Source organism: Streptomyces sp. TLI_55 (assembly GCF_900206255.1).
Lineage (GTDB): Bacteria > Actinomycetota > Actinomycetes > Streptomycetales > Streptomycetaceae > Streptomyces > Streptomyces aquilus.
Genome location: NZ_OAOJ01000001.1, coordinates 2229567 through 2253226, shown reverse-complemented (window position 1 = coordinate 2253226; position 23660 = coordinate 2229567). Strand labels below are relative to the sequence as shown.

Sequence of the window (23660 nt, the reverse complement as noted above, 5' to 3'; positions counted from 1 at the left end):
GGGGCGCGCGAGACCCGCCGCGCGCCCGTCGTTCACCACCCGCGCGCGTGCCGCGTCAGCAGTCCCTGCGCTCACCACCCGCGCGCGTGCCACTCCGGCAGATGCGGTCGCTCCGCGCCCAGACTGGTGTCGTTGCCGTGGCCCGGGTAGACCCACGTCTCGTCGGGGAGGACGTCGAAGATCTTCGTCTCCACGTCGTGGATGAGGCTGGCGAACGCCTCGGGGTCCTTGCGGGTGTTGCCCACGCCACCGGGGAACAGGCAGTCACCGGTGAAGACATGCGGGTGGCCGTGCGGGTCGTCGTAGACCAGGGCGATCGAGCCCGGTGTGTGGCCGACCAGGTGGCGGGCCGTGAGCTCGACGTGGCCGACGCGGAGGGTGTCGCCGTCGTCGACGAGGACATCGGTCGGCACGGGGATGCCGGTGGCGTCGTCGCGGCCCGCGTACGTGCGCGCGCCCGTCGCCTCGACGACCCGGGCGAGCGCCTGCCAGTGGTCGCCGTGCTGGTGGGTGGTGACGACGGAGGCGATGCCGTCGTCACCGATCATCCCGAGCAGGGTGTCCGCGTCGTTGGCCGCGTCGATCAGCAGCTGCTCGTCCGTGGCCCGGCAGCGCAGCAGATAGGCGTTGTTGTCCATCGGGCCGACCGCGATCTTGGTGATCATCAGGTCCTTGAGCTCATGCACGTCCGCCGGGCCACCGACGGTCACCTGTCCGCTGTACGTCATGACGGCAGTCTAGGACGCGCTCACAGCGGAGGAAGCTCCGGCAGCTCTCCGTCCGTCACCCGCAGCGTCGTTCCGTCCCGGCGTCCGGCGAGCCATCCGAGGAGGTCCGCGGGGGACCCCGTCACGGTGGCCGCGACCGCCTCGCCCACCCGCCCCGTCGACCACGCGCGCGTGCCGTCCGTCAGCCGTGTCGGCGGTACGTCGGGATGCCCGGTGAAGCGGTCGGCGAGGAACGCGATCTCCCGCTCCGTGAACTCCTGAGGCAGATCCTCCAGCTCGTACCCGATCCCCAGATCCACGTGGTGCAGCTCCACCTCCACCCACCGCCGGAACGGCACCCGCGACGCCGAGTCCGTGACCCCGTGGCGCAGCTCCACGGTGCGCGTCCAGTCCGCCGGGACCGCCCCCGCCTCCTGGAAGCGGGCCGCGCTGTCGCGGACGTCCGCGAGCTGGACGTCGAGGGGGCGCGGGGCGTCCCGCTCGATGTCGGCGTCCCGGGCGGCGCCGGAGGCGTACATGGGCAGGCCCCGCAGAACATTCACGAGGGCGTCCGCGTTGCGGGCGAGGTGAGCGAGGATGTGACCCCGGCTCCACCCGGGAAGCCGTGACGGCTCGGCCACCGACGCGTTGTCCAGCTTGGCGACTGCGGTGAGCAGTCGATCCGTAGCGTCACGTACAGACGCCAGGTCATGCGCGTGATCAATCATGGTGCTGACCCTAGACCCGCCACACCTTTGGGTGAAGGTGGTGAAGCAGTGCCGTAAATCGAATGCGCGTGCTATATGGTCGGGCGTGGCGTCGGGCATGCTGGATGGTCCGGGATTGTTCTCCCATTCGGGAATCCGACCGGCGTTGTCAGTGGCTCCCCCTAGTGTGAGAAGACACGGGGGCCTCGCCCCTGTCACTTCTCTCAAGAAAGGTGCGGACCGGCGTGGCCGACCGTCTCATCGTCCGTGGCGCGCGCGAGCACAACCTGAAGAACGTCTCGCTCGACCTGCCACGCGACTCGCTCATCGTCTTCACGGGCCTGTCCGGGTCGGGCAAGTCCTCCCTGGCCTTCGACACCATCTTCGCCGAGGGCCAGCGTCGCTACGTGGAATCGCTCTCCTCGTACGCCCGCCAGTTCCTCGGCCAGATGGACAAGCCGGACGTCGACTTCATCGAGGGCCTCTCCCCGGCGGTCTCGATCGACCAGAAGTCGACCTCCCGCAACCCGCGCTCGACGGTCGGCACCATCACCGAGGTCTACGACTACCTCCGGCTGCTCTTCGCCCGCATCGGCAAGCCGCACTGCCCCGAGTGCGGCCGGCCCATCGCGCGCCAGTCGCCGCAGGCCATCGTCGACAAGGTCCTGGAGCTGCCGGAGGGGAGCCGCTTCCAGGTGCTGTCGCCGCTGGTGCGCGAGCGCAAGGGCGAGTTCGTCGACCTCTTCGCCGACCTCCAGACCAAGGGCTACTCCCGCGCGCGCGTGGACGGCGAGACCATCCAGCTCTCCGAGCCGCCCACGCTGAAGAAGCAGGAGAAGCACACCATCGAGGTGGTCGTCGACCGGCTCACGGTGAAGGACTCCGCCAAGCGCCGCCTCACCGACTCCGTGGAGACCGCCCTCGGCCTGTCCGGCGGCATGGTCGTGCTCGACTTCGTCGACCTCCCGGCCGACGACCCCGAGCGCGAGCGCATGTACTCGGAGCACCTGTACTGCGCCTACGACGACCTGTCCTTCGAGGAGCTGGAGCCCCGCTCCTTCTCCTTCAACTCGCCCTTCGGCGCCTGCCCCGAGTGCACGGGTATCGGCACGCGCATGGAGGTCGACCCGGAGCTGATCGTCCCGGACGAGGACAAGTCCCTCGACGAGGGCGCCATCCACCCCTGGTCGCACGGCCACACCAAGGACTACTTCGGCCGACTGATCGGCGCCCTGGCGGACGCGCTCGGCTTCCGCACGGACATCCCGTTCGCCGGGCTGCCGCAGCGCGCCAAGAAGGCCCTGCTCTACGGCCACAAGACGCAGATCGAGGTGCGGTACCGCAACCGGTACGGCCGCGAACGCGTGTACACGACGCCCTTCGAAGGCGCCGTCCCCTTCGTCAAGCGCCGGCACAGCGAGTCCGAGAGCGACGCCAGCCGCGAGCGCTTCGAGGGCTACATGCGCGAGGTGCCCTGCCCCACCTGTCAGGGCACGCGCCTGAAGCCGATCGTCCTCGCCGTCACCATCATGGGGAAGTCGATCGCCGAGGTCTCCGGCATGTCCATCAGCGACTGCGCGGACTTCCTGGGCGAGCTCAAGCTCAACGCCCGCGACAAGAAGATCGCCGAGCGGGTCCTGAAGGAGGTCAACGAGCGGCTGAAGTTCCTGGTCGACGTCGGCCTGGACTACCTCTCGCTCAACCGCGCGGCCGGCACCCTCTCCGGCGGCGAGGCCCAGCGCATCCGCCTGGCCACCCAGATCGGCTCCGGCCTCGTCGGCGTGCTGTACGTCCTCGACGAGCCGTCCATCGGTCTGCACCAGCGCGACAACCACCGGCTGATCGAGACCCTCGTCCGGCTCCGCGACATGGGCAACACGCTCATCGTCGTCGAGCACGACGAGGACACCATCAAGGTCGCCGACTGGGTCGTCGACATCGGCCCCGGCGCCGGTGAGCATGGCGGCAAGGTTGTGCACAGCGGCTCCATGAAGGAGCTGCTCGCCAACGCGGAGTCGATGACGGGCCAGTACCTGTCCGGCAAGAAGGCCATCCCGATCCCGGACATCCGCCGCCCGCACGACCCGTCCCGGCGGCTCACCGTGCACGGCGCCCGGGAGAACAACCTCCAGGACATCGACGTCTCGTTCCCGCTCGGCGTCTTCACCGCGGTCACCGGCGTCTCCGGCTCCGGCAAGTCCACCCTGGTCAACGACATCCTGTACACGCACCTGGCCCGTGAGCTGAACGGCGCCAGGAGCGTTCCGGGTCGGCACACGCGCGTGGACGGCGACGACCTCGTCGACAAGGTCGTGCACGTCGACCAGTCGCCCATCGGCCGCACCCCGCGGTCCAACCCGGCGACGTACACCGGCGTCTTCGACCACGTCCGCAAGCTGTTCGCCGAGACCACCGAGGCGAAGGTCCGCGGCTATCTGCCGGGCCGCTTCTCCTTCAACGTCAAGGGCGGCCGCTGCGAGAACTGCGCGGGCGACGGCACCATCAAGATCGAGATGAACTTCCTCCCGGACGTCTACGTCCCGTGCGAGGTCTGCCACGGCGCCCGGTACAACCGGGAGACCCTGGAGGTCCACTACAAGGGCAAGTCCATCGCCGAGGTCCTGAACATGCCCATCGAGGAGGCGATGCACTTCTTCGAGGCCGTTCCGGCGATCAACCGCCACCTGAAGACGCTCAACGACGTCGGTCTCGGCTATGTCCGCCTCGGCCAGTCCGCGACGACCCTCTCCGGTGGTGAGGCCCAGCGCGTGAAGCTCGCCAGCGAGCTCCAGAAGCGCTCCACCGGACGTACCGTCTACGTCCTCGACGAGCCGACCACCGGTCTGCACTTCGAGGACATCAGCAAGCTGCTGAAGGTCCTCTCCGGCCTGGTCGACAAGGGCAACACGGTCATCGTCATCGAGCACAACCTCGATGTGATCAAGACCGCCGACTGGATCGTCGACATGGGTCCCGAGGGTGGCGCGGGCGGCGGTCTCGTCGTCGCCGAGGGCACACCCGAGGAGGTCGCCGGAGTCCCCGCCAGCCACACCGGCAAGTTCCTCCGCGAGATCCTCGGCGCCGACCGCATCAGCGACGGAGCCTCGGTGAAGGCCCCGCGCCGGGCGGCGACGAAGACGGCGGCCAAGAAGACCGCGGCCACGAAGACGACGGCCAAGACGGTCGCGGCCAGGTCGACGGCGAAGAAGACGGCGACGGCCAAAACGGGCACCTCGACCGCCAAGAAGGCAGCCGCTGCGAAGAAGGCGGCTCCCGCGAAGAAGGCGACCCGAGCCCGCAAGGCCTGACAGGGAAGAACACCGGAAACCGGGAGGCGGCTGGCCACAGCCGCCTCCCGGCGCCGTTTCAGGCCCCGGCCTCTGGATTCCCGCCCGCTAGATCCCCGCCACCTCGTCGGCGTACGGCGGCTCCGCCCCGGCCCGTGAGCAGGTGACCGCCGCCGCGCGCGCCGCGAACCGCAGCAGCCGCGTCCAGTCGTCCCGGCGCAGCGCCTCGACCCCCTCCACGGACAGGGCGTCGAGGGCGGAAAGCCCGTGCAGCAGGGCCGCGTTCACCGTGTCGCCCGCGCCGATCGTGTCGACGACGTCGACCTCCTCACCCGGCACCGTGTGCACGCCCCCGTCCCGGGTGAACGCGGTCAGCCCGTCACCGCCCTGCGTGATGACCACGGCCGAGGGGCCCGACGCCAGCCACTCGCGCGGGGTGCCGCCCAGCCACAGCGCGTCCTCCTCGGAGAGCTTCAGCAGCGACACCGACGGCAGCCAGCTCTTGAAGCGGGCCCGGTAGGCGTCCGGGTCCGGGATCAGCCCGGCGCGGATGTTGGGGTCGAGCGCGGTGAACACGCCCTGCGCGGCCGCCGCCCGCATCAGCTCCTCGTAGGCGCTCGCCCCCGGCTCCAGCACCAGCGAACAGGTGCCGAAGGACACCGCGCGCGTACCGGCGGGAAGCCGGTCGGGGGCCGTGAACAGGCGGTCGGCGGTGCCGTCGACGTAGAAGGAGTAGGCGGCCGAGCCGTGCGCGTCGATCGTCGCCACCGCCAGGGTGGTCGGTTCCGGGCCGCGCTGAACGGCCGACACGTCCACCGACGCCCGCCGCAGCCCGTCCAGCAGCGCCTCGCCGAACGCGTCGGACGACGTACGGGAGCAGAAGGCGGTGGGGGAGCCGAGGCGGCCGAGGGCGATCGCGGTGTTGTACGGGCCGCCGCCGAGCGCCGGCGTGAGCCCTGCCAGGGCGCCCGTGCCCTGCGGTACCAGATCGATGAGGGCCTCACCGGCGACGACGATCACGAGTCGGGTCCTTTCTCGGACTGTGTGAACTTCTCGGACAGCTCGAACTTCTCGGATTTCTCGGTGGTTTCGGCGCAGCCGCACGAGCTGCGGTGGACGAACGCGCACGGCAGGCGCACGGTCCCGGCCGGCCGGTCCGGGGCGGCCAGCCGCGCCAGGAGCACCCGGACCGCCTCGGCGCCCAGCTCCTTGCTGGGCTGGGCGATCGCGGTGAGCCGGGGCGAGAAGAGGTCGGCCCAGGCGAAGTCGTCGAAGCAGCACAGCGCGAGGTCGCCGGGCACGGACAGGCCACGGTCGCGCAGGGTGCGCAGGGCGCCGATGGTCATCGCGTTGTTGGCCGTGACGAGGGCCGTGGGCGGTTCGGCGAGGGACAGCAGCGCGGCGGTCGCCCGCTCGGCACCGGCCGACGCGGAGTCGCCGTACGCGACGAGCTGTTCGTCGTACGGCAGTCCGGCGGTCGTGAGGCCGGAGCGGTACCCGGCGAGCCGCTCGCCGCTGGTGCTCAGCCCCGGCAGGCCCGCGACCAGGCCGATCCGTCGGTGGCCGAGTCCGGCGAGGTGGGTGACGAGCTTGCTCGTCGGCCCGGTGTTCTCGGCGCAGACCTGGTCGAAGTGCGGCGGGCCCTCGACCACCCGGTCCAGGAGCACGGTCGGCACCCGGTGGCGGTCGAGGTAGGCGAGCAGGTCGCCGGGCTCCGCGGAAGGGGCGACGATCAGGCCGTCCACCCGCCGCTCGTGCAGCAGCTGGACGACCTTGCGCTCATGGGCGGGGTCGTCGTGCGGGTCGGCGATGAGCAGGCTGTAGCCGTGCCGCAGGGTCTCGGCCTCGACGCCCTGGAGGATCTCCGTGAAGTACGGGTTGCTGATCGCCGACACCGCGAGGCCGATGGACCGGGTGCGGGACGTCACCAGGGAACGGGCGAGGGTGTTGGGCGTGTAGCCCAGCTCGTCCATGGCGTCCAGGACGGCCTGGCGGGTGTGGGGGAGGACCGGGCGGGTGCCGTTGAGCACATGCGAGACGGTCGCCACGGAGACGCCCGCGCTGCGCGCCACGTCGGCCATGGTCGCCATGTCGCCCCCGTTCCCTGCCTGAATCTCCTTCAGGCCGGGAACGTATCCCATCCGGGGCTGCGCGTAAACGCTTGCGCAAGCGTTTACGCGCAGTACCCGACGTCAACTGGCGCGCTCTACTCCCAGTCCCACCCGATCCCCACGATCCCGCTGCGCACCCGTGGCTCGACGATGTGGACCGAGCGGTGCAGGCCGGTGAGGGCCAGTTCCTGGCGGCCGCTGCGCGGGGCCGCCGGTGAGTGCTGGGTGAAGCGGTGGCAGCGGGTCGGCAGCGCGTTCTCGTCGAACCGCACCTGGAGCGCGTACTGGCCGCCGGCCGGCCCGAACCCGCGGACGTACTCGCGGGAGACGCCGGCCGTGCCGTCCTCGACGGCGTAGCGGAACAGGAACGTCTCACCGGCCCGGAGCCGGGTGTCGAAGAGCAGCTCGGCGACGAGCACCCCGGTGTCGTGGTGCAGCCGGACGCGTCCCGTCCGGCAGTTCTCCAGGGCGTGCACCCGCATCCGCTCCGGCACGCATCCCGGGTCGCCGTGGTGGACGGCGACGAAGCGGTCGACGCCGTCCTTGTGGGCGCGCACGATGTGGTGCGACTCGCGCCCGAGGAGTTCGCGGCGCCCGCCTATCCGTACCCACTCATGGTGGCCGAGGGTGTGCAGGCCGCCGTCCACGGGCGAGTCCAGTTCGGCGAGCAGCCGGTGCAGCACGCCCGAGGCCTCGACCAGGGAGCGGTAGGAGCGGGCGGCGGCGCGCTGGCCGGCCGCGGTGTCGTCGCTCTCGGCGAGCAGCCTGATCAGCGACTCCTCGGGCAGCTGGAGGATCTCCTCCAGGGCGCGGACGGCGCGCAGCGACTCGGGGCGCTGGGGACGCCGCGCGCCCTGCTGCCAGTAACTCAGGCTGGTGACGCCGACTTTGACCCCGTGACGTGACAGATGGTGCTGCACCCGCTGGAGCGGCAGACCGCGGGCGGCGATGGCGGCACGCAGGGCCACGTGGAAGGGGCCGCCTCGCAGGGCCGAGTCCAGTTCCGCGGTGGCGACGACGGCGGCGACGTCCGCGTGCTGTGTGGCGTGCGGCATGCAGGGGCCTTTCTGTGGGTGTTCGCAACGGCTGGTCAGACCGTGCGCGGGGATGTCCTCGGGGTCACCCGTCGGCGCGGCGGCGTCTTTGGGTAGGTACGCCGTGGCTTGCGTGCGCCGTCGTTCACGGCCCCGAGTTCCCCCGCATTGAAGCGTGTTGACCTAGTCCCGACAACACCTCGGGTCCAACAGCGGCCCGTGCGCGGCTGATACGCGACCGGTCAGGTCAAGTCGGCGCGCCGGAACCGTCGTTGTCGAGTACGGCTCTGATCGCCCGGGCGGAGAGCGCCGACTTGTGCAGGAAGCCGCGGGCCGGGCTGGCGGCGACGAGTTCCTCGAAGTCGTCCAGCGCGTGCGTGGAGATCAGGATGATCACGGACGTGACGCGGCTGGTCAGGGTGACGGCGAGGTCGAAGCCGCTCTCGCCGTCGAGGTCGATGTCCACCAGGACGATGTCCGGGGTCAGTTCGGCGGCCCGCGCGAGAGCCTCCGGCCCCGACCGGGCGACGCCGACGACGGCGACACCGTCGCGCTCCAGCAGGGCGCGGGCGGCCTCCAGGAACCGGATGCTGTCATCGACGAGAAGACAGCGCATGGACATGCTCACAGGGTGCCAACGGGTCGGCGGACGCGCTTTCCGGCTAGCGGGAAAGAGTTGTCGCGCGTCGCTACCTGTCAGCTGGAAGGTGCCGAAGTCCGTTGCCGGACAGGGCGGTTCACGCTCACCCAGAGCCATGGCGCATCACGCGCGGTAGCATGTGGGCTGCCCTGGAGTGGCCGTGGACGTCCGGTCGGGTGGGGGTGTGCGATGAGAACGTCGGTCGGGAACGACGGAGCGGTCGCCATCGGCCGCCGGGACGGTCCGGGCACCGAACACCGCGGCCGGGACCATCCGGGCGCCGGGCACCGGGGACACTGAGGGCCGGCCGTGCGTCCCCCGCTTCTCTCCCGACTCCGCGCGGGCCGCAAGCTCCTGCTCCTCGTGCTGGTGCCGGTGACCGGGCTGCTGGCCCTCGTCGTCCGGAGCGCCGAGGACCAGTGGGAGGCCGCCGAGACGCTGCGGACGTTCCACGCCGCGACCGACGTGGCGTTCGCGCTCACCGATGTCTCCGACGCCGTCGCGCGCGAGCGGATCACCGCTGTGCAGGCCGTGCTGCGTCCCGGGCCGGACACCCCGGCGCAGCGCGCCGCGGCCGAGCGGGCCACCGGCCGCGCACTGGACCGGGCCGCCGACCGCGCCGCCTCCTGGACCAGGACCGACGTCACCGGTGTCCTCGCCACCGTGGGCCGCCGACTCCAGGCCGTGCGCACCGACACGGACACGGGCACGCTCTCCGCGCCCACGGTGGCGCGCCGGTACGCGCAGGACGAGGACGCCCTGCTCGACGCCGTCGCCGCCCTCGAATCCGGACGCCCCACCCGGAGGGCCGGCCGCGCCGCCGACGCCCACATCGCGCTCCTGCGCGCCGTGGAGGCCGCGGAACGCGAACGCGCGGACCTCGCCGTCCTGCTCGACACACCGTCCCACCCGCGCCCCACCGCCGCCGCCCGCTGGAGCGTCCTGGAGGACGCCGAGCTGGACGTCTTCGGGCAGAACGCCTCGGACGCACTGCGCGGCGAGCTCCACGGCGTCGCGTCCCGGGCCCCGGCCCGGGCCGTCCGCGAGGTCCGCGACCTGCTGGACGCCGAGGCTCCCGAGACGGCCCGCCTGCCCTCGTACGAGGACTGGACGGCAGACTCCGGGGCCCGCATCACCGCCCTGCGCGGCATCCAGGACGGGGCCGCGCGGGAACTCGCCGACGCGGCCGCAGAGGACCGCCACAGCGCGCAGACCCGGGTCGCGCGCGACCTCGGCCTCGCGCTCGGGCTCGTCGTCGCCGTCACCGCCCTCGCCCTGGCGCTGCGCCGGTCTCTCACCCGCCCGCTCGGCGAGATCTCCGGGGCCGCGCGGGCGCTGTCGTACGGCGAACTGTCGTACGACATCCGGTACGCGGGCCGCGACGAACCGGGCGACCTCGCCGACGCCTTCCGCGAACTGCGCATCACCACCGAGTGGTTGGCCGGCGAGATCCGTGCAGTGACCACGGCGATCGACCGCGACCACCTGGACCACCGGGCCGACGTCGCCGCCTTCGACGGCGCCTGGGCCCAGCTGCTCGCCGGCATGAACGGCACCATGGCCTCCTACGCGGCGGAGCACGGAAGGCGTGAGAAGGCCGAACAGGAGCTGGCGACCCTCTTCGAACTCTCTCCCGACCCGCTGTGCGTCTGCGGACTCGACGGCTGCCTCGAGCGGGTCAACCCGGCCTTCGAACGCACCCTGGGCTACCCGCGCGACGAGCTCCTGGGCCGGCCGTTCCTGTCGTTCGTGGACGAGCGGGACGAGGCGAGCGTCCAGGAAGGCCTCGCCCGACTGGACGAGGACACCGAGCTCACCGATGTCCAGAACCGTTTCCTGCGGCGGGACGGCACCGAGCTCTGGCTGCGGTGGAGCGCCCGGCTGGTCCGGCGCGAAGGGCTCGTCCACATCGTCGCCCGGGACGTCACCGAGAGCAGGCGGACCGCCTCGGAACAGGCCGCCCTGCGCCGGGTCGCCGTTCTGGTGGCCCGCGGCGCGCCGCCGCACGAGGTGTTCCAGACGGTGGCGGCGGCGGTCGGGGGCCTGTTCGGCACCGCCGCGGCGGTCCTGCGGCAGGAGTCCGACGCCCGCCAAACGGTCCTCGGGAGCGCGCTCGGCGTCCCGGAGGGGATCGAACGGGCCACGCGCGAGGAGCGCTCGCACGCCGGGCGGAAGGCGATACGCGAGATGGCCCGGACGCGGCTCCCGGTGCACGTGGGGCATGCGGCGGGCGCTCCCATCGAGGTCGACGGCCGGCTCTGGGGGTTCGTCCTCGTGACCTCTCCGTCCGAACCGCTGCTCTCCGGCACCGAGACGAGGCTGGCCGGCTTCACCGAACTCGTCGCCACCGCGCTCGCCAACGCCGACGTCCGCGGCCAGTTGGCGGCGTCACGCGCGCGCCTGGTCGCCGCGGCCGACGCCTCCCGGCGCCGCATCGAGCGCGACCTGCACGACGGGGTGCAGCAGCGGCTGGTCGCCCTGCGGCTCGAGTTGAGGCTGGCCGAGTCGTTGCTGGCGGATCTGGTGGAGCTGGTGAACGTGCAAGGGCAGGTGGACCCACCGGGCCGGTCACGCGCGTCCGGCACGCCGCCGGAGCTGGCCCGGCAGCTCACCCGGCAACTCGCCCACGTCGGCCAAGGCCTCGACGACGCCTTTCAGGAGCTGCTCCAGGTGGCCCGTGGCATCCACCCGGCCATCCTGTCGCAGGGCGGCCTGGGCCCGGCCCTGCGATCCCTGGCCCGGCGCTCCGCCGTCCCCGTGGAACTCGACCTGAAGCTGCCGCCGGGCCGGCTGCCCGAACAGGTCGAGGTGGCCGCGTACTACGTCGCCTCCGAGTGCCTCAACAACGCCGCGAAACACGCGCACGCGCGCGTGGTGGAGGTTCGGGCCGGTGTCGAGGACGGGGTGCTGGAGCTGGTGGTCGGGGACGACGGCGTCGGGGGCGTCGAGACGGGCCGCGGTTCCGGACTGATCGGGCTCGTCGACCGGGTCGAGGCGATCGGCGGCAGGGTGGAGCTCGGCAGTCCGCCCGGCGCGGGCACCACCCTGCGGGCGCGGCTGCCGCTGGACGCGCCCTCGACGGACGGGTGACCGCCCGGGGCGCACGCGGGGGGAGCCGTCCAGGCGGGGGGACCTCGGACGTGTGACGTTCGCGTACGCACCGGGCGGTCGGTTCGGACGGATGGGGCTGCCGTGCGGTCCGGGGGCGGGAGCGTGTGACCGGGCCCTTCCGCATCGCGGTGTCGTGACCGGCCTTTCCGCAGCGATGTCCAGACCGGCCCTTCCGTCCGGCCCTCCGGACCTTCCGCCTCGCGTCGCTACGAGCATCGCTCGCCCACGCGCGCGTGTCGTCACGGCAGGCTTCCAATTCCGCTTCCGGCTAGCCGTAACCCCGATGGTGGGGCAGGCTGTTGGACGCGCACCGCTCCGTTCGGGCAAGGGGAGCCGGGACCATGGACGACGCATCGCAGCGGCGGACGCGGGGACGGGTCGTCCTCGCCGACGACGACATCCTGCTCAGGGAAGGCCTCGCGAGTCTGTGCGAGCGGGTCGGGTACGAGGTCGTGGGCCAGGCCGGTGACGCGACGGGGCTCCTGGAGCTCGTCCACGAACACCGCCCCGACCTGGCGATCGTCGACATAAGAATGCCGCCCGACCACGCCACGGAGGGCCTGAAGGCGGCCCGCACGATCCGCGAGCGCCACCCCGGCACCGGCATCCTCGTCCTGTCGGCGTTCGTCGAGGTCGAGGACGCTCTGGAGCTGCTGGCCAGCGGCCGGGGCATCGGCTACCTCCTCAAGAGCCGGGTCACCGTGGTCGAGGAGTTCATCGAGGCCCTGGACCGCATCGGCCGGGGCGGCTCGGTGGTCGACCCCTCCCTGGTCCACGAGCTCTTCACGGCCCAGCGCCGCGACGACCCGCTGGCCCACCTCAGCTCCCGCGAGCGCGAGGTCCTCGCCCTCATGGCCGAGGGCCGCTCCAACGCCGGCATCGGACGCCGCCTGTGGGTCACCGAGGGCACCGTCGAGAAACACGTCCGCAGCATCCTGGGCAAACTCCGCCTCACCGAGGACACGGACGACCATCGGCGGGTACTGGCCGTTCTCACGTTCCTGGAGTCGCACTAGGGCCTGTCCGGCGGATCAGGTCGCGGACGCGGGGTGTGGCACCCCGATCTGCGGCGTTGTCGTCGGTCCCCGACGCTCCGCGTCGACTCCCTCCTCCGCCTTGCAGCTCGACGCACCACACCCCGCTCACCTGCATCACATCGGGCGCCGCGGCTTCCCCGCGACCTGATCCGCCGGACAGGCCCTAGCGTCGTCCACAGCCCCGCCGGACTGTCACCGCCCGCCAGTAGGGTGTGAAGCATGGCCGACCCCTCCAGCTACCGCCCCGTGCCGGGACAGATCCCGGACTCTCCCGGGGTCTACAGGTTCCGCGACGAGCACCGCCGGGTGATCTACGTCGGAAAGGCGAAAAGCCTGCGCCAGCGCCTGGCGAACTACTTCCAGGACCTGGCGAACCTCCACCCCCGCACCCGCACGATGGTGACGACCGCCGCGTCCGTGGAGTGGACGGTGGTGTCCACGGAGGTCGAGGCCCTGCAGCTGGAGTACTCCTGGATCAAGGAGTACGACCCCCGGTTCAACGTCAAGTACCGCGACGACAAGAGCTACCCGTACCTCGCGGTGACGATGAACGAGGAGTTCCCGCGCGTGCAGGTGATGCGCGGTCACAAGAAGAAGGGCGTCAGGTACTTCGGCCCGTACGGGCACGCGTGGGCGATCCGCGACACCGTCGACCTCCTGCTGCGCGTCTTCCCCGTCCGGACGTGCTCCGCCGGCGTCTTCAAGAACGCCGCCCGCACCGGCCGCCCCTGCCTGCTCGGCTACATCGGCAAGTGCTCGGCGCCCTGTGTGGGCCGGGTCTCGGCCGACGAACACCGCGAACTGGCCGAGGAGTTCAGCGACTTCATGGCCGGCCGCACCGGCACCTACCTCCGCCGTCTGGAGAAGCAGATGACGGAGGCCGCCGAGGAGATGGAGTACGAGCGGGCGGCCCGCCTGCGCGACGACATCGAGGCCCTGAAGAAGGCCATGGAGAAGAACGCGGTCGTGCTCGCCGACGCGACCGACGCCGACCTGATCGCGGTCGCCGAGGACGAGCTCGAAGCGGCCGTCCAGATCTTCCACGTGCGCGGCGGACGCGTGCGTGGCCAGCGCGGCTGGGTCACCGACAAGGTCGAGGAGATCACCACCGGCGCCCTCGTCGAGCACGCCCTGCAACAGCTCTACGGCGAGGAGACCGGCGACTCCGTCCCCAAGGAGGTCCTCGTCCCGGCCCTGCCCGACCCGCTCGAGCCGGTCCAGGACTGGCTCACCGGCCGCCGCGGGTCGAACGTCTCGCTGCGCATCCCGCAGCGCGGCGACAAGAAGGCCCTCATGGAGACCGTGGCGCGCAACGCCCAGCAGGCCCTCGTGCTGCACAAGACCAAGCGCGCCTCCGACCTGACGACCCGCTCGCGCGCCCTGGAGGAGATCGCCGAGGCCCTCGACCTGGACAGCGCGCCCCTGCGCATCGAGTGCTACGACATCTCCCACCTCCAGGGCGACGACGTCGTGGCCTCCATGGTCGTCTTCGAGGACGGCCTCCAGCGCAAGAGCGAGTACCGCCGCTTCCAGATCAAGGGCTTCGAGGGCCAGGACGACGTCCGCTCCATGCACGAGGTCATCACCCGCCGCTTCAAGCGGTACCTCGCCGAGAAGGAGAAGACCGGCGAGTGGGTCGACGAAGCCTCCCAGGAGGATGTTCAGGACGACTTCCGGGACGCCGCCGGCAACACCCTCACCGAGGACAACGGCCGGCCCAAGAAGTTCGCCTACCCGCCCCAGCTCGTCGTCGTCGACGGCGGCCGGCCGCAGGTGACCGCCGCCAAGAAGGCCCTCGACGAGCTCGGCATCGACGACGTCGCCGTCTGCGGCCTGGCCAAGCGCCTGGAAGAGGTCTGGCTGCCCGACGAGGAGGACCCGGTCGTCCTGCCCCGCACCAGCGAGGGCCTCTACCTCCTCCAGCGCGTCCGTGACGAGGCCCACCGCTTCGCGATCACCTACCAGCGCACCAAGCGGACCAAGCGGTTCCGGTCGAGCCCCCTGGACGACGTACCCGGGCTGGGGGACACCCGTAAGCAGGCGCTTCTGAAACATTTCGGCTCGTTGAAGAAACTTCGGTCTGCCACCATCGATCAGATCTGCGAGGTTCCCGGCATAGGCCGCAAAACGGCCGAAACCATTGCCGTGGCGCTCGCCCAGGCGGCACCGGCCGCCCCTGCTGTGAACACGGCCACTGGAGAGATCATGGAAGAGGAACCCGGCACCATGGGTTCCACAGGGGAGCCCGCGACGGCGGGTGCCCCGGACGAACGACGGGGGCAGGAGACATGAATGTGAACGAGCACGAAGGCCAAGAGACCCCAGGCCCAGAGAGCCAGGGCGGAGACGGAGCACAGGTGAGTACGGGCACGAGTACGGGCGCGAACGGCGACGCCGCCGGGATCCCGGAGGCGGCCATCCCCGAGCTGGTGATCATCTCCGGGATGTCCGGAGCCGGCCGGTCGACCGCCGCGAAGTGCCTGGAGGACCTCGGCTGGTTCGTCGTCGACAACCTGCCGCCCGCGCTGATCCCCACCATGGTGGAGCTCGGCGCCCGCTCCCAGGGCAATGTCGCCCGGATCGCGGTGGTCGTCGACGTCCGCGGCCGGCGCTTCTTCGACAACCTCCGCGAGTCCCTCGCCGATCTGGAGGCCAAGCACGTCACCCGGCGGATCGTCTTCCTGGAGTCCTCCGACGACGCCCTGGTGCGCCGCTTCGAGTCCGTGCGCCGCCCGCACCCCCTCCAGGGCGACGGCCGCATCGTCGACGGCATCGACGCCGAGCGCGAACTGCTGCGCGAGCTGCGCGGTGACGCCGACCTGGTCATCGACACCTCCAGCCTCAACGTCCACGAACTGCGCGCCAAGATGGACGCCCAGTTCGCCGGCGAGGAGGAGCCCGAGCTGCGGGCCACCGTCATGTCCTTCGGCTTCAAGTACGGCCTCCCCGTCGACGCCGACCTCGTCGTGGACATGCGCTTCCTGCCCAACCCGCACTGGGTCCCGGAGCTGCGCCCCTACACCGGCCTCAACGAGGAGGTGTCGGCGTACGTCTTCAACCAGCCCGGCGCCAAGGAGTTCATCGACCGCTACAGCGAACTGCTCCAGCTCATCGCGGCCGGCTACCGCCGCGAGGGCAAGCGGTACGTGACCATCGCGGTCGGCTGCACCGGCGGCAAGCACCGCTCCGTCGCCACCTCCGAGAAGCTCGCCGCCCGCCTCGTCTCCCAGGGCGTGGAGACGGTGGTCGTACACCGGGACATGGGACGCGAATGACCGCACGTTCTCCGCGGCTGGCCCGGCTCGGCAGGCTGGGCCGGACGGTGCCCGAGTCCCGCGCGGGCCGGCCCGTCGAGGTCCGGGGCGCCCGGCCCCGCCGCCGCGGCGCCCAGCCCAAGGTCGTCGCCCTCGGCGGCGGCATGGGCCTGTCCGCCTCGCTCGCCGCGCTGCGCCGCATCACCGGTGACCTCACCGCCGTCGTCACCGTCGCCGACGACGGCGGCTCCAGCGGACGGCTCCGCGACGAGCTGGGCGTTCTGCCGCCCGGCGACCTGCGCAAGGCGCTGGCCGCGCTGTGCGGCGACGACGACTGGGGCCAGACCTGGGCCCGCGTCATCCAGCACCGCTTCCACTCCAAGGGCGACCTGCACGACCACGCGGTCGGCAATGTGCTGATCGTCGCCCTGTGGGAGCAGCTCGGCGACCATGTCCAGGCCCTGGACCTGGTCGGCAAGCTGCTCGGCGCGCACGGACGCGTGCTGCCCATGTCCGCCGTGCCCCTGGAGCTCCAGGCCCTGGTCAAGGGCCACGACCCGGAGCGGCCGGAGGAGGTGGACACCGTCCGCGGCCAGGCCACCGTCGCCCTCACCCCCGGTGAGGTGCAGTCGGTGCACGTGGTGCCGCACGACCCGCCCGCCGTCCCCGAGGCGGTGGCCGCGGTCATGGACGCGGACTGGGTGGTGCTCGGCCCCGGCTCCTGGTTCTCCTCGGTCATCCCGCACCTGCTGGTGCCGGAACTGCTGGACGCCCTCACCGAGACGAAGGCGCGCCGGGTACTCTCGCTGAACCTCGCACCGCAGCCCGGAGAAACCGATGGCTTCTCCCCGCAGCGTCATTTGGAGGTTTTGGGACGACACGCCCCTAAACTCGCCCTGGACGTGGTGCTGGCCGACGAGGCCGCCGTGCCCGACCGTGACTCGCTCACCGATGCCGCCAAGCGGTTCGGCGCCGCGGTCGAGCTGGCCCCGGTGGCCCGGCCCGACGGAACCCCGAGGCACGACCCGGAGCTGTTGGCCGCCGCGTACGACCGTATTTTTCGGATGCATGGAAGGATCGGCCCATGGCGATGACGGCAGCGGTGAAGGACGAGATCTCCCGGCTCCCCGTCACCCGTACCTGCTGCAGAAAGGCGGAGGTCTCCGCCATCCTGCGGTTCGCCGGCGGCCTTCACCTGGTGAGCGGGCGCATCGTGATCGAGGCGGAGCTGGACACCGCGATGGCGGCCCGCCGCCTCAAGCGGGACATCCTGGAGATCTTCGGCCACAGCTCCGAGCTGATCGTGATGGCGCCGGGCGGACTGCGCCGCGGCTCGCGTTACGTCGTCCGGGTCGTCGCCGGCGGTGACCAGCTGGCCCGGCAGACCGGCCTGGTCGACGGCCGGGGCCGCCCGATCCGCGGCCTGCCCCCGCAGGTCGTCTCCGGGGCCACCTGTGACGCGGAGGCCGCCTGGCGCGGGGCGTTCCTGGCGCACGGCTCGCTCACCGAGCCCGGCCGCTCCTCCTCCCTGGAAGTGACCTGCCCGGGCCCCGAGGCCGCGCTCGCCCTGGTCGGCGCCGCCCGCCGGCTGTCGATCGCCGCGAAGGCCCGTGAGGTGCGCGGCGTGGACCGCGTGGTCGTCCGGGACGGCGACGCGATCGGCGCGCTGCTCACCCGGCTCGGCGCCCATGAGTCGGTGCTGGCCTGGGAGGAGCGCCGGATGCGCCGCGAGGTGCGGGCGACGGCGAACCGGCTCGCCAACTTCGACGACGCCAACCTGCGCCGCTCGGCCCGCGCGGCCGTCGCCGCCGGTGCCCGGGTGCAGCGCGCGCTGGAGATCCTCGCCGACGACGTGCCCGAGCACCTCGCCGCCGCCGGGCGCCTGCGCATGGAGCACAAGCAGGCCTCGCTGGAGGAGCTGGGCGCCCTCGCCGACCCGCCGCTGACCAAGGACGCCGTCGCCGGCCGTATCCGCCGACTGCTGGCGATGGCCGACAAGCGGGCCCAGGATCTCGGCATTCCGGGCACGGAGTCCAGCCTCACCGAGGAGATGGCCGACAACCTGGTGGGTTGATCAACCGTCAGGAAGCCGGTGCCGCCGCCCGCTTGGGTGAACGGCACCGGCTTTTGCCTGTCGGTGAGGCGCCCTTGACTGGATCATGAAGTGTCATGAGCCTGGCATCTGTTCGCTGCTGTGGCGGACCACTGCAAGGGGGGCACATGAGTCGAAGAGCGAGACCGATCCTCGCCGTTGGCGCACTCCTCCTGGGCGGCGCGGGCCTCGCGCCCCTCGCCCAGGCCGCGGAGAGCAGCGGCTCTCCCGGTCCCGACGAGATCAAGGTCTACCGGGCCGACGTCACCAGCGCGCAGGTACCCCTGCTGCTGGCAGCCGGTCAGGACGGCCATGAACTGAGCGAGCAGGTACCCGCCAAGGGCACCGCGACCGTCGAGGTCTACCTCACCGACAAACAGGCCGACAAGCTGGAGAAACAGGGCGTCGACCTCACCGAGCACACCCTCTCCGCCAAGGCCGAGGCCCGCGTCGAGGACGCCGCCGAGGGCGTGTACCGCCCCTACAGCGGCAGCGGCGGCCTCAAGCAGGAGATCCTCGCCACCGCCCAGGCCAACCCGGGCCTCACCAAGGCCGTCTCCATCGGCAAGACGGTGAACGGGCAGGACATCCTCGCGCTCAAACTGACCAAGAACGCGAAGCAGACCAAGGACGGCGGCAAACCCGCCGTCCTCTATCTGTCCAACCAGCACGCGCGCGAGTGGATCACGCCGGAGATGACCCGCCGACTGATGCACTACTACCTGGACCACTACAAGACCGACAAGCGGATCAAGAAGATCGTCGACTCCACCGAACTGTGGTTCGTCCTCTCGGCCAACCCCGACGGCTACGACTACACGTTCACCGGCACCGACCAGCGCCTGTGGCGCAAGAACCTCCACGACAACAACGGCGACGGCTCCATCGCCATCGGCGACGGCGTCGACCTCAACCGCAACTTCTCCTACAAGTGGGGCTACGACAACGAGGGTTCGTCCCCCAACCCCACCAGCGAGACCTACCGCGGCACGGCCCCGGGCTCCGAGCCCGAGACCAAGGCGCTGGACGCGTTCGAGAAGCGGATCGGCTTCACGTACGGCATCAACTACCACTCCGCCGCCGAACTCCTCCTCTACGGGGTCGGCTGGCAGGTGGCCACCGACACGCCCGACGACGTCATGTACAAGGCGCTCGCCGGCACCCCCGACAACTCCGCGATCCCCGGCTACCGTCCGCAGGTCTCCTCGGAGCTCTACACCACCAACGGCGAGGCGGACGGCCACGCGTCGAACGTCAACGGCCTGGCGATGTTCACCCCCGAGATGTCGACCTGCCAGACCGCCTCGAACCTCGACCCCAATGACCAGTGGAACGCGGCCGATTGCCAGTCGGTGTTCAACTTCCCCGACGACGAGAAGCTGATCCAGCAGGAGTTCGAGAAGAACATCCCCTTCGCGCTCTCCGTCGCCGAGTCGGCCAAGCAGCCCGACCAGCCGAAGTCCTCACTCGGCCTGAAGGCCGCCGACTTCACCCCGAAGACCTTCGCCACGTCCTACTCGCGCGGCGCCGACCAGGAGGTCTCCGTCGTCGTACGCAGGGCCGTGCGCGACAAGGAGCTCAAGTACCGCGTCAACGGCGGCCACACGCACGCCGTGCCGCTGCGCGCCTGGAAGGGCGGCGAGACGTACGGCGGTGAGGACAACCTCTACTTCGACGAGTACCGCGCCAAGGTCCCCGAAGGCGACCCGGGCGACAAGGTCGAGGTGTGGTTCACCGGCTGGACGCCCGACAAGAAGCGCACCTCCAGCGAGCACTTCACCTACACGGTCGCCGAACGGCCGCGCGCGGACACCCTCGTGGTCGCCGAGGAGGGCGCGACCGCGACCCAGGCGCAGACCTACGTCGACGCCCTGAAGGCCAACGGCCGCAAGGCGATCGTCTGGGACGTCGCCACCCAGGGCGCGCCCGACGCGCTCGGCGTGCTCGACCACTTCAAGACCGTCGTCCACTACACGGGCGCGAGCATTCCCGGCAACGCCACCCAGCTCCAGCTGCGCGCCTTCCTCAACGAGGGCGGCAAGCTGATCGAGGCCGGTGAGCGGGCCGGCGGCAACGTCGACCTCGGCGGCGGCACCCTGTCGAACGACTTCAGCCAGTACTACCTGGGCGCCTACACCCGCACCTCCCTGCCGAACGCCACCGCCTTCCAGGGCAGCGGCAAGCTCGCCGGAGCCGGCGCGGCCCTCGGCGCGGCGCCGGGCAACCCGCTCGACACCGCCGGGTCGTTCAGCGTGACCTCCGACAACCTGCCGGCCGCCACGTTCCCGCAGTTCGCCAGCGCGGGCGGGGGCGGCTACCCCGGCACCGTCAACCCGTACGGCCCCTACGAAGGCGCCTCCATGGCCGCCGTCACGCACAGCGACTACGCCTGGAACCGCCTCACCCGCACCATCGACCTCACCAACGTGACCGCCGCGCAGGCGCCCACGTTCCAGACCCGGATGCTGTGGAACACCGAGGAGGGCTACGACCACGCCGTCCTGGAGGCCCACACGACCGGGGCCGACGACTGGACCACCCTCCCGGACAAGAACGGCGGCACCAGCACCGCGGTGCCCGCCGAGTGCGAGGCCGGGTACTTCATCGCGGCCCACCCCGCGCTCAAGCGGTATCTGACCCTCGGCTCCGGCGGCTGCACCAACACCGGCACCAGCGGCCAGTGGAACAGCTTCACGGGGGCCTCGGCCGGATGGCAGCAGGTCGCCTTCGACCTGTCCGCCTACGCCGGCAAGAAGGTCGAGATCTCCATCAGCTACATCACCGACCCCGGCAGCGGCGGTCGCGGCGTCCTCGTCGACAACGCCTCCGTCGTCATCGGCGGCCAGGCCGTCGAGACCGAGGGCTTCGAGACCTCGCTGGGTGCCTGGAGCGTCCCCGGACCGCCCGCGGGCAGCCCGGCGGTCGTCAAGGACTGGGGACGCTCCGGTGAACTGTTCAAGACGTACGGCGCGGTCACCACGGACGACACCGTGCTGCTGGGCTTCGGCCTGGAGCACGTCACCGCGGCGGCCGACCGCACGGCACTGCTCGGAAAGGCGCTCGCCGCACTCAACGGATGAGCGCGGACAAACACGTACGAGCGGGGAGCGCACTGGTCAACAGTGACTGACTCTCCGTAGTCAATTCGAGCTATACGGCCTTTCGGCCCGGGCGGTCCGTACCCCTACTGGCGGGTACGGACCGCCTGCCCGTGTATGGGGCATCTCGATGTCACCGAGGAGGCGTCGGAGAGGTAGGGTCGTAGGCGGTCGGGGACATCCCAAACAGAGCTCGCCGGCACCGCATAGCCGGCGTACCAACGAGGAGATCGGTTCGTGACGATCCGCGTAGGCATCAACGGCTTCGGTCGTATCGGTCGCAACTACTTCCGCGCACTGCTGGAGCAGGGTGCTGACATCGAGATCGTGGCAGTCAACGACCTGGGTGACACCGCGACCACCGCTCACCTGCTGAAGTACGACACCATCCTGGGCCGCCTCAAGGCCGAGGTGTCGCACACCGCCGACACGATCACGGTCGACGGGCACACCATCAAGGTGCTGTCGGAGCGCAACCCCGCCGACATCCCGTGGGGCGAGCTGGGCGTCGACATCGTCATCGAGTCGACCGGCATCTTCACCAAGAAGGCCGACGCCGAGAAGCACATCGCCGGTGGCGCGAAGAAGGTCCTCATCTCGGCTCCGGCCAAGGACGAGGACATCACCATCGTGATGGGCGTCAACCAGGACAAGTACGACCCGGCGAACCACCACGTCATCTCCAACGCCTCCTGCACCACCAACTGTGTGGCGCCGATGGCCAAGGTTCTGGACGAGAACTTCGGCATCGTCAAGGGCCTGATGACGACGGTCCACGCCTACACCAACGACCAGCGCATCCTGGACTTCCCGCACTCGGACCTGCGCCGCGCCCGCGCCGCCGCCGAGAACATCATCCCGACCACGACCGGTGCCGCGAAGGCCACCGCCCTGGTCCTGCCGCAGCTCAAGGGCAAGCTCGACGGCATCGCGATGCGCGTGCCGGTCCCGACCGGCTCCGCCACCGACCTCGTCGTGACGCTCCAGCGCGAGGTCACCAAGGACGAGGTCAACGCCGCGTTCAAGAAGGCCTCCGAGGACGGCGACCTCAAGGGCTACCTGGCCTACACCGAGGACCCGATCGTCTCCTCGGACATCGTCAGCGACCCGGCCTCCTGCACCTTCGACTCCTCCCTGACCATGGTCCAGGAGGGCAACTCGGTGAAGATCCTCGGCTGGTACGACAACGAGTGGGGCTACTCCAACCGCCTCGTCGACCTGACGGTCTTCGTCGGCAACCAGCTCTGATCGACAGAGCAGGCCGCTTGATGTGAGTGCGGGGCTCGGGCAGCGCTAGGGCGCGTTGTCCGAGCCCTCGCTCATGTGATCAGCTTTCGTACGAGTCAGAGCCCTCCCCAGGAGTCCCCTATATGAAGACGATCGACGAACTTCTCGCCGAAGGCGTCGCAGGCAAGCGGGTCTTCGTCCGCGCCGACCTCAACGTGCCGCTGGACGGCACCACCATCACCGACGACGGCCGCATCCGCGCCGTGCTGCCCACCGTCAAGGCGCTGGCCGAGGCCGGCGCCCGGGTGGTCGTCGCCTCGCACCTGGGCCGCCCCAAGGGCGCCCCGGACCCGGTGTTCTCCCTCGCCCCGGCCGCCGCGCGCCTCGGTGAACTCCTCGGCGCCGACGTCGCGTTCGCGACCGACACGGTCGGCGAGTCCGCCACGGCCACCGTCGCCGGCCTCGCCGACGGCCAGGTCGCGGTCGTCGAGAACCTCCGCTTCAACGCCGGCGAGACCTCCAAGGACGACGCCGAGCGCGCCGCCTTCGCCGACCAGCTCGCCGCCCTCGCCGACGTCTACGTCGGTGACGGCTTCGGCGCCGTGCACCGCAAGCACGCCTCGGTCTTCGACCTCCCGGCCAAGCTGCCGCACTACGCCGGCTACCTCATCGCCACCGAGGTCGGCGTCCTGAAGAAGCTCACCGAGGACGTCCAGCGGCCCTACGCAGTGGCGCTCGGCGGCTCCAAGGTCTCCGACAAGCTGGCCGTCATCGACCAGCTCCTCGGCAAGGCCGACCGCATCCTCATCGGCGGCGGCATGGCCTTCACCTTCCTCAAGGCACAGGGCCACGAGGTCGGCACCTCCCTCCTTCAGGAGGACCAGATCCCGGCCGTCACCGAGTACCTGGAGCGCGCCGAGAAGCTCGGCGTCGAGCTGGTCCTCCCGGTCGACGTCGTGGTCTCCCCGGGCTTCCCGGACCTGAAGGCCAAGGCGTCCACCGAGCACACCGCCGTCGACGCCGACAAGATGCCCGAGGGCCAGCTGGGCCTCGACATCGGCCCGAAGACCGGTGAGCTGTACGCGAGCAAGCTCGCCGACGCCAAGACCGTGTTCTGGAACGGCCCCATGGGCGTCTTCGAGCACCCCGACTACGCCGAGGGCACCAAGGCGGTCGCCCAGGCCCTCATCGACTCGGACGGCTTCACCGTCGTCGGCGGCGGAGACTCCGCCGCCGCCGTGCGCACGCTCGGCTTCGACGAGAACGCGTTCGGCCACATCTCGACCGGCGGCGGCGCCTCCCTCGAATACCTCGAGGGCAAGACGCTCCCCGGCCTCGCCGCACTGGAGGACTGA

16 protein-coding genes are annotated in these 23660 nt (G+C 71.0%); 10 read left to right on the top strand and 6 right to left on the bottom strand.

The genetic code is table 11. The annotated features are described in order from the left end of the window. Window positions 1-71 precede the first annotated feature (71 nt). Both CRP56_RS10505 and CRP56_RS10500 read right to left on the bottom strand, forming a co-directional pair. Window positions 72-728: an MBL fold metallo-hydrolase gene (locus CRP56_RS10505; protein ID WP_097262562.1), complete on the bottom strand. Its 657-nt coding sequence runs from the start codon at window positions 726-728 to the stop codon at window positions 72-74. Between the two features lie 20 nt (window positions 729-748). After that, window positions 749-1435 (bottom strand): maleylpyruvate isomerase family mycothiol-dependent enzyme, encoded by a 687-nt coding sequence (locus CRP56_RS10500; RefSeq protein ID WP_097262560.1) that lies wholly within the window; start codon window positions 1433-1435, stop codon window positions 749-751. A 224-nt stretch (window positions 1436-1659) separates the two neighbouring features. Here CRP56_RS10500 and uvrA point away from each other — a divergent pair, with 224 nt between their 5' ends. Beyond that, window positions 1660-4722, top strand: coding sequence for an excinuclease ABC subunit UvrA (uvrA, locus tag CRP56_RS10495; protein ID WP_097262558.1), 3063 nt, complete (start codon window positions 1660-1662; stop codon window positions 4720-4722). A gap of 87 nt (window positions 4723-4809) precedes the next feature. Here the strand turns inward: uvrA and CRP56_RS10490 are convergent, their stop codons facing one another. The 4 genes from CRP56_RS10490 to CRP56_RS10475 all read right to left on the bottom strand — a co-directional run bounded on the left by CRP56_RS10490 (window position 4810) and on the right by CRP56_RS10475 (window position 8468). After that, on the bottom strand, window positions 4810-5721 hold the full coding sequence (locus CRP56_RS10490; RefSeq protein ID WP_097262555.1) for a carbohydrate kinase family protein: 912 nt from the start codon (window positions 5719-5721) through the stop codon (window positions 4810-4812). Further along, complete coding sequence (locus CRP56_RS10485) at window positions 5718-6791, bottom strand: LacI family DNA-binding transcriptional regulator (RefSeq protein ID WP_097262553.1); 1074 nt, start codon at window positions 6789-6791, stop codon at window positions 5718-5720. Before CRP56_RS10485 ends, CRP56_RS10490 begins: the two co-directional genes overlap by 4 nt. A 116-nt stretch (window positions 6792-6907) precedes the next feature. After that, window positions 6908-7867, bottom strand: a complete 960-nt coding sequence (locus CRP56_RS10480) for a hypothetical protein (RefSeq protein ID WP_097262551.1) — start codon at window positions 7865-7867, stop codon at window positions 6908-6910. A gap of 226 nt (window positions 7868-8093) precedes the next feature. Continuing rightward, entirely contained in the window at window positions 8094-8468 is a 375-nt protein-coding gene (locus CRP56_RS10475; protein ID WP_097273901.1) for a response regulator, read from the bottom strand. Between the two features lie 327 nt (window positions 8469-8795). On the opposite strand from CRP56_RS10475, the gene CRP56_RS10470 reads away from it, so the two are divergent. The 9 genes from CRP56_RS10470 (at window position 8796) to CRP56_RS10430 (ending at window position 23660) form a co-directional block, all read left to right on the top strand. Next, window positions 8796-11576, top strand: a complete 2781-nt coding sequence (locus CRP56_RS10470) for a PAS domain S-box protein (RefSeq protein ID WP_257040497.1) — start codon at window positions 8796-8798, stop codon at window positions 11574-11576. Window positions 11577-11938: 362 nt separating this feature from the next. Continuing rightward, entirely contained in the window at window positions 11939-12613 is a 675-nt protein-coding gene (locus tag CRP56_RS10465; RefSeq protein WP_097262549.1) for a response regulator transcription factor, read from the top strand. A gap of 240 nt (window positions 12614-12853) precedes the next feature. After that, window positions 12854-14926: an excinuclease ABC subunit UvrC gene (uvrC, locus tag CRP56_RS10460; protein ID WP_097262547.1), complete on the top strand. Its 2073-nt coding sequence runs from the start codon at window positions 12854-12856 to the stop codon at window positions 14924-14926. Further along, on the top strand, window positions 14923-15909 hold the full coding sequence (rapZ, locus tag CRP56_RS10455) for an RNase adapter RapZ (protein ID WP_097262545.1): 987 nt from the start codon (window positions 14923-14925) through the stop codon (window positions 15907-15909). The genes uvrC and rapZ overlap by 4 nt, the downstream gene beginning before the upstream one ends. Next, on the top strand, window positions 15906-16982 hold the full coding sequence (locus CRP56_RS10450; protein WP_097262543.1) for a gluconeogenesis factor YvcK family protein: 1077 nt from the start codon (window positions 15906-15908) through the stop codon (window positions 16980-16982). Before rapZ ends, CRP56_RS10450 begins: the two co-directional genes overlap by 4 nt. Then, the gene (whiA, locus tag CRP56_RS10445; protein WP_097262541.1) at window positions 16973-17962 is read left to right on the top strand and encodes a DNA-binding protein WhiA; all 990 of its coding nucleotides are present in this window, start codon (window positions 16973-16975) and stop codon (window positions 17960-17962) included. Before CRP56_RS10450 ends, whiA begins: the two co-directional genes overlap by 10 nt. A gap of 146 nt (window positions 17963-18108) precedes the next feature. Next, window positions 18109-21060, top strand: coding sequence for a M14 family metallopeptidase (locus CRP56_RS10440; RefSeq protein ID WP_097262539.1), 2952 nt, complete (start codon window positions 18109-18111; stop codon window positions 21058-21060). A gap of 255 nt (window positions 21061-21315) precedes the next feature. Then, entirely contained in the window at window positions 21316-22326 is a 1011-nt protein-coding gene (gap, locus tag CRP56_RS10435) for a type I glyceraldehyde-3-phosphate dehydrogenase (protein ID WP_097262537.1), read from the top strand. A gap of 122 nt (window positions 22327-22448) precedes the next feature. Next, on the top strand, window positions 22449-23660 hold the full coding sequence (locus tag CRP56_RS10430; RefSeq protein WP_097262535.1) for a phosphoglycerate kinase: 1212 nt from the start codon (window positions 22449-22451) through the stop codon (window positions 23658-23660).